The organism is uncultured Microbacterium sp. (assembly GCF_963521695.1).
GTDB lineage: Bacteria > Actinomycetota > Actinomycetes > Actinomycetales > Microbacteriaceae > Microbacterium.
On sequence record NZ_CAUQWC010000088.1, the window covers coordinates 1 to 12,196 of the forward strand.

The following is a 12,196-nucleotide window of genomic DNA, read 5'->3' on the forward strand; positions in this document are numbered from 1 at the left end:
ACCCCATCCTCGTTTCCAAGGTCAGGAGTCTCTAACAAACTCAGGGCGCTTCAACCCGTCTAAAGAGCAGTAGACGTCGATCAAGGCCCCCACCGTGCACTGGGTCGCGACCGTCAACGAGCGCGGATGGGGGTTAACGCAAGAAGCTCCCACCCCGGCCGGGCACGGGCGTACCGTTTTGGTTATGGAGAACAAGCCCGAGGTGCGTGACTTTCTGATGTCTCGCCGTAGCCGGGTGACGCCGGAACAGGTCGGTCTTCCTGCGTTCGGGAACCGACGTGTGGCGGGCTTGCGTCGGAACGAGGTTGCTGCCCTTGCCGGCGTGAGTGTGGAGTACTACACCCGGGTAGAGCGAGGAAATTTGCAGGGTGTCTCCAATTCTGTTTTGGATGCCATCGCGTCGGCGCTTCGCATGAACGAGACCGAACGCGCTCATCTGCACGATTTGGGTCGTCTGGCCAACACGTCGCCAGTGAAAGCGCCCCGCCGCACGACGAAGCCCACTACCGTCCCGGCGGTCGTGAAGAGGGTCGTCGACGGGATGCCGGGGCTACCTGCGTTCGTGCAGAACAACCGTTTCGACGTGTTGTACGCGAACCCGCTCGGGCGGGCACTCTTCTCTGAGATGTTCGACGACGCCAGCTGCCGGGGTAACACGGTGAGGTTCGTGTTCTTCAGCCCCGCAGCCAGGCGGTTCTACCGAGATTGGGAGCGGATCGCCCGGACTGCGGTCGGCTCACTGAGAGTCGAGGCCGGCAAGAACCCATACGACACGGAGCTGTCAAACCTCATAGGTGAGTTGTCCACGAGGAGCGATACGTTCCGAGTTCTGTGGGGTGCGAACGATGTGGGTGCCTTCAGCGACGGCACAAAGAGTATCAGTCACCCGGTCGTCGGCGACCTGCAGCTGGAGCATTCAGCGATGGTGCTCCCCGGTGCAACAGATCTGTTGATGACGGTATACAGCGCCGCGCCCGGCTCCACCACCGAGGACGGATTGGCTCTGCTTGCTAGCTGGGCCGCCACGAACGTCCACGATCCTGCGGTCGCTTCGACCGAACGGTAACCCCGAGAAGAGGGTCCCTGCGGGAACCCCTTTGATCCCAGGCTCCCTCACTCTGTGCGGGAGGCCTTGACTTGTCATGCCCGCCACCGCGGCACCCCCGATCTTGATGAAGGTAAACCCATGTCCTCTTCCGCAGTGAAATCACTTGCCAAGCCCAAAGGCAGGCTCCCGTTCGTCGTGCTGCTGCTGGCTGCCGGCACGTTCTTGATGAGCACGACCGAGTTCGTCATCGCCGGTCTCCTACCGGATATGGCAGCCGACTTGAACGTCAGCGTCTCGCAGGCGGGTCTGCTGATCACGGCGTTCGCGGTCGGGATGATCGTTGGAGCTCCGACAATCTCGGTCGCGACGATGCGGCTGCCCAAGCGCCTCACCCTGGTGCTTTCGCTGCTGCTGTTCGCGGTCGGTCACATCGTCGCCGCGATCAGTCCCGTCTTCGAGGTCGTACTGATCGCGCGGGTTCTGACGGCACTCGCGACCGGCGCGTTCCTTTCTGTCGCCGCCGTCGTGGCGACCTCCGCCGCCGGACCCTCGAACGCATCCCGTGCGATGGGCGTGATGATGAGCGGCATGGGCCTGGCAATCGTCGCAGGCGTCCCGCTCGGATCGTTCGTCGGACAGCTCATCGGATGGCGCGGCATCTTCTGGGCTCTGGCTGTCCTGGCACTGGTGGCGGCGGTAATCATTGGCCGATTCGCGCCGGCTGAAGAGGCCGGGCAGCAGAGCATCAGCCTCCGATCCCAGCTTGGCGTGCTCCGTTCAGGCAAGCTCTGGCTGGTGCTGCTCACCACGGCCCTCGTCTCAGGCGGGTTCCTCGCCGCGTACAGCTACATCTCCCCGCTTCTGACCGACCGCACCGGCATCGATGAGGCCGCAGTGCCGCTCCTGCTCGTCGGATTCGGCATTGGCGCACTCCTGGGCACAGTCGTTGCCGGCCGCACCGGTGACCGCGCGCCCCTGGGCACCTACTTCGGGATCGCCGGTGGCTCCGCTCTGGTGCTGCTGCTTCTCATCCCGCTGTCGCCGTTCATCGTGCCCACCGCGGTCCTGGTGATTCTGTTGGGCTTCACCGGCATGGGCGTAACGGCGATCGCGACCCCGCTTGCGGTCCGGTTCGGTCACTCCGGTCCGTCGCTGTCGGCTGCACTGACGGTGTCGGCGTTCAACGTGGGCATCGCCGCGGCCACATGGCTGGCCGGTGTCGCACTAGATTCCCCGCTTGGCACGACCGGTCCCTCGATCGTCGGAGCCGCGATGGCGATCGCGGGACTCATCCCGCTGCTGGTGCTTGCGGCCATGCGAGCGACGCGCCGCACCCCCGCGCCTGAGCAGACCGACGCCGAGAAGACCCTCGAGCGCGACCTGCTCGTCTGACCACATCACCCGAATCGATCGAAAGGAAACCACCATGCAGTACACGCGTTTGGGATCATCCGGCCTGAAGATCAGCCGCCTCGCACTCGGATGCATGAGCTTCGGCGACACCTCCCGCGGTTTCAACGAGTGGGCACTCGACGACGCGGGAGCCGAACCGATCTTCCGTCAGGCCGTCGAGAACGGAATCACCTTCTGGGACACCGCAAACATCTACGGCTTTGGCACCTCAGAGGAGATCGTCGGCCGCGCGATCCAGAAATACACCACCCGCGAGGACGTGGTGCTGGCCACGAAAGCGCGTTTCAAGATGCACGACGGCCCCGGCGGCGAAGGCCTCTCCCGGAAGGCGATCATGGAACAGATCGACGCGTCCCTTCAGCGTCTCGGCACTGACTACGTCGATCTGTACCAGATCCACCGTTTCGACTACGACACCCCCATCGAAGAGACGATGGAGGCCCTCCACGACCTCGTCAAGGCCGGGAAGGTCCGCTACCTGGGTGCGTCGGCGATGTGGGCGTGGCAGTTCGCCAAGATGCAGCACACCGCCGACCTGCACGGGTGGACCCGGTTCGTGTCGATGCAGGACCAGTATTCGCTGATGTACCGCGAGGAAGAGCGCGAGATGTTCGGCCTCCTCGCCGACCAGGGCGTGGGAAGCATCCCGTTCAGCCCACTCGCGAAGGGCCGCGTCGCACGCCCCTGGGGCGAGCAGACCACGCGCTCCTCCAACGACCCCGTCGGTGCGGCCGCGTTCAGCGACGCCGACAAGCCGGTCGCCGACGCAGTGCAGCAGGTTGCCGAAGCCCGCGGCATCCCCATGGCGCAGGTCGCCCTGGCCTGGGTGTTGCAAAACCCGGTCGTCAGCGCTCCGATCGTGGGCGCCACGAAGCAGAAGCACCTGGAGGATGCGATCGCCTCGCTCGACATCCAGCTCACCGACGACGAGACCGCCGCACTCGAAGCGCCCTACAAAGTGCGCGAGCCCAACGGCTTCCAGTGAACCCCACACCCACGACAGGAACGAGAACAGCATGACTGACAACCCCACCCCTGAAACCCCCGAGGCGCGGGAGAAGACGTTCATGGAGAACCTCTTCGGCGAGTTCGCGCCTAAATTCGTCTCCGTCACCGACGACGTCATCTACGGCGACATCTGGGCACGTCCCGAGCTCAGCCCCCGCGACCGCAGCCTCATCGTGATCTCCGCGTTCATCACCGGCGGCAACGGCGGCGACCTCGAGGGCTACTTCGCATTCGCGAAGGCGAACGAGGTCACCGAGACCGAGATCAAGGAAGTCATCCTCCACACGGCGTTCTACGCCGGCTGGCCCAAAGCGGTCACCGCCATGAACCTCGCCAAGCGCGTTTTCACGGCTTGACCATCCCCATCGGAAAGGAACCAGCGATGGCTGAGAAAAAAGTCTGGATCGTCACCGGCGCCGGCCGCGGCATGGGCGTCGAGATCGCGAAAGCTGCCCTCGCGGCTGGCCACCAGGTCGTCGCCACCGGCCGGAACCCCGAACGCGTCGCCTCGGCCGTGGGGGAGCACCCCGACCTGCTCGTGGCGAAGCTCGACCTCACGATTCCCGAGGACTCTGTAGCCGCTGCCCAGGCGACGCTTGATCGGTTTGGCCGGATCGATGTGCTGGTGAACAACGCGGCGAACTTCTATGCCGGGTTCTTCGAGGAGACCAGCGACGCCCAAGTCCGCGCCCAGTTCGAGACCAACGTGTTCGGTCCGATGAACGTCACCCGCGCCGTCCTGCCGATCATGCGGGCGCAGCGATCCGGGCACGTCATCACGATCGGCTCCCTCGCCGGTATCACCGGTTTGGAGTTCGTCGACGCGTACGCGGCCAGCAAATTCGCTCTCGAAGGGTGGATGGAGTCGCTGCGATTCGGGGTGGAGCCCTACGGCATCCGCACCACCATCGTGGAGCCCGGGTTCTTCCGCACCGAGCTGCTGGTGGAGGACGCCTCGACCATCTGGCCGGAGATCTCGATCGACGATTACGCCGACCGCACCGGCGCAGCCATCCCCGGATGGCGGCAGATGAACGGCACCCAGACCGGCGACCCCGCCAAGCTCGGCGCGGCGCTGGTCACGATCGCCGATCTCGACGAGCCGCCGCTGCGCTGGGTGGCCGGAGCAGACGCGGTCGCCGCGATCGAACAGAAAGCGCACGATCTCCTCGCCCAGATCGACGCACACCGTGACCTGTCGTCCTCCCTCAACCACGACGACGCTTAAGGAGAACCTCTGATGACTGACTCATCCACCCCCTCCGACATGGCGAAGCTGTTCGGCGACTTCGCCCCCAAGCTGGTCTCCCTCACCGACGACGTCCTCTTCGGTGACATCTGGGAACGCGCCGAGCTGTCGCCGCGGGACCGGAGTCTGATCACGATCGCCGGGCTGATCGCGGGCGGGAACACGGATCAGCTGAACTGGCACATCCCCTACGGGCTGAACAACGGTCTGACCGAGAGCGAGATCACCGAGGTCATCACCCAGTTGGCGTTCTACGCTGGCTGGCCGAAGGCCGTTTCCGCCCTGACCATCGCCAAGCGCCTCTCCGAGGCGCGCAAGGAAGAAGGATCGCGATGACCTACCCCCCTGTCACCCTCAACAACGGTGTCACAATGCCCGCCCTGGGCCTGGGCGTGTACCAGTCCAAGCCCGAGGAGACCACGGACGCGGTCGTCGCGGCGCTGAACACCGGCTACCGGCACATCGACACCGCCGCCGCCTACTTCAATGAGATCGAGGTCGGGGAGGGTCTGCGTCGCGCGGACGTTGACCGCGCCGAGGTGTTCGTGGAGACGAAGCTGTGGATCAGCGACTACGGCTACGACGAAGCCCTGCACGGATTCGAGAAGAGCGCCCGCAAGCTCGGCGTCGACCAGATCGACCTGCTCCTGCTGCACCAGCCGCTACCCACCCACTTCGACAAGACGATCGCGGCATACAAGGCGCTCGAAACGCTGCTCGCCGACGGGCGGGTCCGCGCGATCGGTGTCTCCAACCAGAGCCCGGAAGAGCTGGACCGGCTGATCGGCGAGACGAGCATCGTGCCGGCTGTGAATCAGATCCAGCTGCACCCGTATTACACGCAGCCCGAGTGGCGGGCCGCGAATGACAAGCACGGCATCCTCACGCAGTGCTGGTCGCCGATTGCCGGCGCGTACACCTATAACGGCAACGAGAAGAACCCGTTCACCGAACCGGTGCTCGTGCAGCTGGGCGAGAAGTACGCCAAGACCCCGGCGCAGATCATGCTGCGCTGGCACCTGGACCACGGCTTCTCGGCCATTCCGAAATCAGTCAAGCCCGAACGCATCCGCGAGAACTTCGACGTGTTCGACTTCGCCCTCACCCCGGACGAGATCGCGTCAATCGACGCCCTCGACACCGGCGTCAGCGGGTCGATCGACCCCGACTCGCTCACCCTCGAAGATCACGGATGGCCGATCCCGGAATGAAGACAGGGGGCGGATGCGCAGCAGAACGCACATCCGCCCCGACCGTTCCGTCGCGCTGACGCTCCCCTTCTTGATTGGACCACCCTCGTGGCACGCATCTTCATCACCGGCTCAACCGACGGGCTCGGCCTGTTCAACGCCCACACCCTCATCGGTCAAGGACACGACGTTGTGCTGCACGCCCGCACCACGGAGCGTGCCGAAGCGATCAGCGGCCTCGATTCGGCAGGCGTGGTGATCGGTGACCTTTCCAGCGACGTCGAGACCCGCGCGATCGCCGACCAGGTCAACGCAATCGGGCGGATGGATGCCGTCATCCACAACGCCGGCGTGTACCTCTCCAACTCCCGCATCGCCACCGCGGAGGGTCATTCGCGAACGTTCGCGGTGAACGTCCTCGCCCCCTACCTCCTCACCGCACTGATCGAACGGCCGGACCGGCTCGTGTACGTCACCAGCGGCATGCACCTCGGAGTGCGCAGCGACCTCGACGACATCGATTGGACCAACCGCCGATGGAATGCCAGCCAGGCCTACTCCGAGAGCAAGCTGTACGTCGCAGCTCTCGCCGCCGCCGTCGCCCGCCGGTGGCCGGACGTCCTCAGCAACTCCGTGGACCCCGGCTGGGTGCCCACCAAGATGGGCGGCCGGGGCGCATCCGATGACCTCGAACTGGGCCACGACACCCAAAGCTGGCTTGCCGTCAGTGACGACCCGGCAGCCACGGTCACCGGGCAGTACTGGCACCACCGCCGGCACCAGCAGCCCGCATCCGAAGTCAACGATCCCGACTTCCAAGACCGCCTCATCGGCACCCTCGCCGCCATCACCGGTACCCGCCTGTTCTGACCCCCACACCACCGAACGATCACGAAAGAAGAACCCATGCACACCCACGGCAGTGCCGTCATCGTCGGAGCCTCCCTCTCCGGTCTGATGACCGCACTGACACTGTCCCAGATCGGGATGCGCGTCACGCTGCTGGAACGCTCCGACGACACGGGCCGAACCGGCGCCGCCCTCCATGTGCCGAACGGACTGCTCGAACGCATCACCGGACTGCCCTCCACCCAGGTCCCGCAACCCATCACCCCCGGCATTCAGACCTGGTTCGCCGTGCACGGCGCGCTTCGCGCCGCGATCGACGCCGACCCTCGCATCGAGCTCCGGCAAAACACCGCCGTGCGCCGCGTCGACCAGGACGCGTCACACGCGTGGGCAGTCACCGGGTCGGGGGAACGCGTCGTCGGAGATGTCCTCATCGGTGCCGATGGGCACCGCAGTGTCGTGCGCCAGCACGTCGCCCCCCACAAACCCGACGCGACATTCGCCGGCTACGTCATCTGGATCGGCATCGCCGACGAGGAAGCGATCGGCTCCCGCCGATGGCCGCGCGACGTCGCCTTCCGCGGCGACAACACCAACACCCTGCTGGGCTACCCCCTCCCCGGTGTAGACGGGTCGACCGCAGTCGATTCCCGCCGACTGGGCTGGGCCTGGTACGACGCCAGCCGCAACGGGCTGCTGCGTTCGTCCGGCGCCGTCGACGGGAACGTGGTGCGGCATTCGCTGATGCCCGCAGGCATCCCGAACACCACCTACCGCGAACTCGCCGGGCAAGCGCGCCGATTGTTCCCCTCGCCGTGGAGCGACGCCGTCCTCGACAGCATCGACCGCCGCGCAGTGATCGGCACACCGATCGCCGAATACGTGCCCGACCAACTCGTCCGCGGTCGCCTCGCGCTCGTCGGCGACGCCGCCCACGTACCCACCCCCATGACCGGTAGCGGCTTCGCCGAATCCCTCTATGACGCTGAGGCCCTCGCCGAGGCCCTCGCTGCACAACCGGTCGGTACCGGAATCGACGCGGCGCTCCTGGACTACGAGGGCGCCCGGCTGCGCAGCGCCCGAGGCCTCGTCCAGTCCGGGCAGGGCTTCAGCCGATCATTTGCGGCACGCGCCGCCTAAACCACTCGTCAGAAAGAGACACTCATGACCCGGCTTACAGGAAAGACCGCCCTCATCACCGGTGGCACCTCCGGTATTGGCTTCGGCACCGCCAAGCGGATGATCGAAGAAGGAGCATTTGTCTACGTCACCGGCCGCAACCAGGACCGCATCGACAAAGCGGTCTCCCGCCTCGGCGACCAGGCGCGGGGAATCCAGGCCGACGCGACCAACCGCGAGGACATGCTCCGTGTCGCCCAAACGATCAGAACCGAGCACGGAACCCTCGACATCGTCTTCGCCAACGCCGGAGCCGCGTTCTACAACACCATCGACAAGCTGACCGAAGAGCAGATCGACGCTGGCCTCGCCGTGGACATCAAGGGCACCATCTTCACCGTCCAGGCAGCGCTCCCGCTGCTGCCCGACAACACCGGCGTCATCATCGTCAACACCTCCATCACGCAGGACATGGGGCTGCCGACGTTCGGGGTCTACGCCGCGGCCAAGGCGGGGCTGCGCAGCCTCGTACGCACATGGATGAACGAGCTCCGCGACCGGCACATCCGCGTCAACGCCATCAGCCCCGGCACCACCCACACCGAGGTGTTCGAGAAAGACATGGGCAAAGAGGAAGGTGAGGCCTACCTGAAGCGAGTCGTCGAAGAAATCCCCTCGGGCCGAGTCGGCCAGCCCGAAGACATCGGCAACGCCGTCGTCTTCCTCGCCTCCGACGAAGCCTCATTCATCAACGGTGCCGAACTGACCGTCGACGGCGGGCAGACCCAGATCTACGCAGGACACAACTAGACCGCCCGCGCCCCTTCAACGAGAAACGAAAGACTGGTTCTCGTCGTGAGCACCGCTTGAGCTGGCCGGTTATGAAAAATGAGGATTCGGGCCGGGTGGTGGTCCTTGGCGGGATCGAGTATGACGTTGTCTTCGCATCCGAAGTCAGCGACGACCAGCGCATCGAGCTTGGCTTGCCGGCCCGCGGTACTCGCTGCTCATGCGAAGAGTGCGCCTGCGACAACCAAGCCAACGCTGGGACCATCGAACGCCCGATGTGCGGATGCTGCCTCGCCGATTGCCCAGATGTTCACCCGGAACGCCAAATCGACGGTAGGCGTGCCCCTTAACCGGCCCCAGGCCGGCCCAGGTGACCGCCGAAGGTGCTGAAACGCCATCCATCACGGCTGTTCTGTCGTGCCTCGATCGCTTTGCGGCCGGGGATCGGCGCCTGGCTCATCGTCGAGAAAACCAGCCCTCACCAGGGCAAAGCAAAACCCCCGCGGATAGAAGCTCCGCGAGGGTTTCTGGGATGACGTAATGATCATCCGTGTGGCTCCGACGGGCGTCGATCCCGTGACCTCACGATTTTCAGTCGTGCGCTCTACCAACTGAGCTACAGAGCCGAGCGGCATGTCTGCCGCTTCCTAAACGAAAGGCCTTCCCGAAAGAAGGCCCGTCGCCGTGGAGCGACCCTGACGGGACTTGAACCCGCGACCTCCGCCGTGACAGGGCGGCACGCTAACCAACTGCGCTACAGGGCCATGCGTATTTAGTTATTCCACCGAAAAGTGACCCCAACGGGATTCGAACCCGTGCTGCCGCCGTGAAAGGGCGGTGTCCTAGGCCGCTAAACGATGGGGCCGGATGAGGCTGAAACCTTGCGTTTTCAACCTCGCTTGCCGACGACCGAGCCTACTTCACATCTTTCGAGATTGCCAATCGGGGGCGTGGCGTCCGCGGCTCGCGCGTGTCGTGGGCACAGAATCGGGAGTCGACTAGGGAACTCGCCCTGTTGTGCCTGTGACTCGTGTTGCTACTGTGGGCCGAGTTGCGACCGGTGAGATGAGGTATTCCCGTGACGCTCGAGCGCCCCGAACCCCCCGAAGACTGCGGCTGCGCGCCCACGGCGAGTGAGCAGCGGCGCCTGTGGCCCGCGTTCGACCGCCGTGGCGCCCTGAAGCTCGGAGCCTTCGGCGCTGTCGCCCTCGGAGCGTTCGGGTCCGTGGCATCCGGATTCGGCTCGCCCGCGATGGCTGCCGACTACCCGTCGTGGGCCGACGTCGAGGCCGCGCGCGCCAACGAGGCGGCGAAGGGTGCCGAGATCACCCGCATCCAGGGGCTCATCCAGGGGCTGCAGTCCGAGGTCGAGCGCACGCAGGCCGAGGTGCGCGCGCGCTCCGACGAGTACTTCGCCGCGCAGCAGGCCTATCAGGATGCCGACTACCGCGCGCAGTTGCTGCGCCAGCAGGCCGACGCCGAGGCGAACCGCGCGACCGATGCCGCCAACAAGGCCGGCAAGGTCGCTGCCCAGCTCTACCGTTCCGGCGGCGACGACACCTCGCTCGACCTCTTCTTCTCGGGCTCCGCGGCATCGGCAGACGACCTGCTCGCCAAGCTCGGCACGATGGACAAGCTCCTCGAGCGCAACCGCTCGGTGTACGCCGCGGCGGTGGCCGCGCGTGACAACGCGAAGAACCTCAGCGCCCAGGCCGACGACGCCACGGCCGAGCGCGAACGCCTGCGGGTGATCGCCGAAGAGAAGATGGCGGCCGCGCAGCAGGCCGCCCAGGCGGCACAGGAGGCCCTCGCGGCCCAGCAGGCCAACCAGTCCGTGCTCGAGGCGCAGCTCGCCGCCCTGCAGGACACCACGGCCAAGACGGTCGCCGACTACCAGGCCGGCGTCGAAGCCGAGCGCAAGGCCCGTGAAGAGCGCGAGCGTCGCGCCCGCGAAGAGGCGGCAGCCCGCGATGCCGAAGAGCGCGCACGTCGCGAGCGGGAGGCCGCCGCACGCCAGAACAGCGGTGGCGGCGGAAGCAGCAGCGGCGGCGGAAGCAGCAGCGAGGGCGGAAGCAGCAGCGGGGGCGGCGGCGGCGGGAGCGTCAGCGGCGGAGGCTGGGCGCGACCTTCGTCGGCGTACACGTCATCGGGCTATGGCCCTCGCTCGAGCCAGTGCAACGGCAGCTACTGCGCGAGCTCGTGGCACCTCGGTCTCGACTTCGGCGCGAGCTGCTGGTCACCCATCTACGCCGCATCCGCTGGTCGCGTGACCTACGCCGGCTACAACGGCGGATTCGGCAACTACATCCGCATCGCCCACGACGACGGATCGGGCACCGGCTACGGCCACATCGTCGACGGCGGCATCTACGTCTCGTACGGCCAGCGCGTCGAGGCCGGTCAGCAGATCGCCGCGACCGGGCAGACGGGCAACTCCTTCGGCTGCCACCTGCACTTCGAGGTCTACCCGCCGTGGGGCGGCACCACCGATCCCGCGCCCTGGCTGCGAGATCGCGGCGTCAACGTCTGAGTCGGCGCACGAGAGAACCCCCGGTCGATCGACCGGGGGTTCTCGTCGTACGGGCCGCGTCAGAGCGTGTTGGGCGCCTCGCCGGAGCCCTGCGTCTTCGTCTGGGCGTCGTGCTCGTCGAAGCGCGTGAAGGCCTCGCTCACGAGTCGCTCGGCCTCGGTGACATCCGCCCAGTCGTCGACCTTGACCCACTTGTTGGGCTCGAGGTCTTTGTAGTGCTCGAAGAAGTGCGTGATCTCCTTCTTCGTCCACTCGTCGATGTCGCCGACGTCCTGGATGTGATCCCAGCGCGGGTCTTTCGCGAGCACGGCCACGACCTTGTCGTCTCCGCCGGCCTCGTCGCTCATCTTCAGCACGCCGACCGGGCGCACCTTGGCGAGGATGCCGGGGTGCAGCTCGCGGTCGAGCAGCACGAGCACGTCGAGCGGGTCGCCGTCTTCGCCGAGGGTGTTCTCGAAGAAGCCGTAGTTGGCGGGGTAGCCGAACACCGTGTACAGGATGCGGTCGAGGTAGACACGGCCCGTGCCGTGGTCGACCTCGTACTTCACGCGGCTGCCGCGGGGGATCTCGATGACGGCGTCGTATGCGCCCATACTCGTGCTCCTTCAAGTCTGTGGATTTCCGCGCCCAGCCTATCCGGGAGCCTGCCGCGCCCACGCACGTGCCGATGGCCGCGACACAACCCAGGAGATCCGGTGGATGCCGCCGTGCGCGCGGGTGCGACAGCGTGGCGGGTGCGCGGATCTCCTGCGTTGTGTCCGGCCGGACCGGGCGGGGCCGGGCCGCCGCGGCCGTCCGAAGACACCCGGGCGGGGTTCGGACAGCGGATGACGGGGCGGCGCGGCGGCGGCGGGGCGCATACCGTGGAGGGATGGATCACCGCCCCGGACTCGACCCGTCCGTCGCCGAGGTACGCCGCGCCGTGCGGGCGGCGCTCGACACCATCGACGGGCCCGTCATCGTCGCCCTCTCGGGCGGCGCTGATTCGCTCGCTCTTGCGG

Annotated in this window: 12 protein-coding genes, 3 tRNA genes and 1 pseudogene; 12 read left to right on the forward strand and 4 right to left on the reverse strand. The window is 66.4% G+C overall.

All coding sequences use genetic code 11. The features are described from left to right. Positions 1-184: 184 nt before the first annotated feature. From RWP81_RS08390 to RWP81_RS08435, 10 genes are all read left to right on the forward strand, one after another. Positions 185-1,066, forward strand: a complete 882-nt coding sequence (locus RWP81_RS08390; RefSeq protein ID WP_314454762.1) for a helix-turn-helix transcriptional regulator — start codon at positions 185-187, stop codon at positions 1,064-1,066. A gap of 120 nt (positions 1,067-1,186) precedes the next feature. Further along, on the forward strand, positions 1,187-2,440 hold the full coding sequence (locus tag RWP81_RS08395) for an MFS transporter (RefSeq protein WP_314454765.1): 1,254 nt from the start codon (positions 1,187-1,189) through the stop codon (positions 2,438-2,440). Positions 2,441-2,474: 34 nt separating this feature from the next. Continuing rightward, entirely contained in the window at positions 2,475-3,446 is a 972-nt protein-coding gene (locus tag RWP81_RS08400; protein WP_314454767.1) for an aldo/keto reductase, read from the forward strand. A gap of 31 nt (positions 3,447-3,477) precedes the next feature. Further along, complete coding sequence (locus RWP81_RS08405) at positions 3,478-3,825, forward strand: carboxymuconolactone decarboxylase family protein (protein WP_314454768.1); 348 nt, start codon at positions 3,478-3,480, stop codon at positions 3,823-3,825. Positions 3,826-3,851: 26 nt separating this feature from the next. Next, a complete protein-coding gene (locus RWP81_RS08410) occupies positions 3,852-4,697 on the forward strand; it encodes an SDR family NAD(P)-dependent oxidoreductase (RefSeq protein WP_314454771.1) in 846 nt (281 codons plus the stop codon). A gap of 12 nt (positions 4,698-4,709) precedes the next feature. Then, a complete protein-coding gene (locus RWP81_RS08415) occupies positions 4,710-5,054 on the forward strand; it encodes a carboxymuconolactone decarboxylase family protein (protein WP_314454774.1) in 345 nt (114 codons plus the stop codon). Continuing rightward, on the forward strand, positions 5,051-5,929 hold the full coding sequence (locus RWP81_RS08420) for an aldo/keto reductase (protein WP_314454776.1): 879 nt from the start codon (positions 5,051-5,053) through the stop codon (positions 5,927-5,929). Before RWP81_RS08415 ends, RWP81_RS08420 begins: the two co-directional genes overlap by 4 nt. 87 nt (positions 5,930-6,016) lie before the next feature. After that, positions 6,017-6,778, forward strand: coding sequence for an SDR family NAD(P)-dependent oxidoreductase (locus tag RWP81_RS08425; RefSeq protein WP_314454778.1), 762 nt, complete (start codon positions 6,017-6,019; stop codon positions 6,776-6,778). A gap of 36 nt (positions 6,779-6,814) precedes the next feature. Then, positions 6,815-7,897 carry an FAD-dependent monooxygenase gene (locus tag RWP81_RS08430; RefSeq protein WP_314454782.1) on the forward strand — a complete coding sequence of 361 codons (1,083 nt, stop codon included), beginning with the start codon at positions 6,815-6,817 and terminating at the stop codon, positions 7,895-7,897. Positions 7,898-7,921: 24 nt separating this feature from the next. Continuing rightward, complete coding sequence (locus RWP81_RS08435; protein WP_314454785.1) at positions 7,922-8,686, forward strand: SDR family oxidoreductase; 765 nt, start codon at positions 7,922-7,924, stop codon at positions 8,684-8,686. Between the two features lie 532 nt (positions 8,687-9,218). On the opposite strand, the gene RWP81_RS08440 is transcribed toward RWP81_RS08435, so the two are convergent. The 3 genes from RWP81_RS08440 to RWP81_RS08450 form a co-directional block, all read right to left on the reverse strand. Next, positions 9,219-9,291: transfer RNA gene (locus tag RWP81_RS08440), tRNA-Phe, on the reverse strand. Positions 9,292-9,355: 64 nt separating this feature from the next. Further along, positions 9,356-9,429, reverse strand: a tRNA-Asp gene (locus RWP81_RS08445). A 28-nt stretch (positions 9,430-9,457) separates the two neighbouring features. Continuing rightward, positions 9,458-9,530: transfer RNA gene (locus RWP81_RS08450), tRNA-Glu, on the reverse strand. A 213-nt stretch (positions 9,531-9,743) separates the two neighbouring features. Between RWP81_RS08450 and RWP81_RS08455 the strand changes: the two genes are divergently transcribed. Continuing rightward, positions 9,744-11,195 (forward strand): peptidoglycan DD-metalloendopeptidase family protein, encoded by a 1,452-nt coding sequence (locus RWP81_RS08455; protein WP_314454788.1) that lies wholly within the window; start codon positions 9,744-9,746, stop codon positions 11,193-11,195. Between the two features lie 59 nt (positions 11,196-11,254). Here the strand turns inward: RWP81_RS08455 and RWP81_RS08460 are convergent, their stop codons facing one another. Continuing rightward, positions 11,255-11,788, reverse strand: a complete 534-nt coding sequence (locus RWP81_RS08460) for an inorganic diphosphatase (protein WP_055959514.1) — start codon at positions 11,786-11,788, stop codon at positions 11,255-11,257. A gap of 278 nt (positions 11,789-12,066) precedes the next feature. On the opposite strand from RWP81_RS08460, the pseudogene RWP81_RS08465 reads away from it, so the two are divergent. After that, positions 12,067-12,196 (forward strand): annotated as a pseudogene (locus RWP81_RS08465) (tRNA(Ile)-lysidine synthetase); the annotation flags it as partial.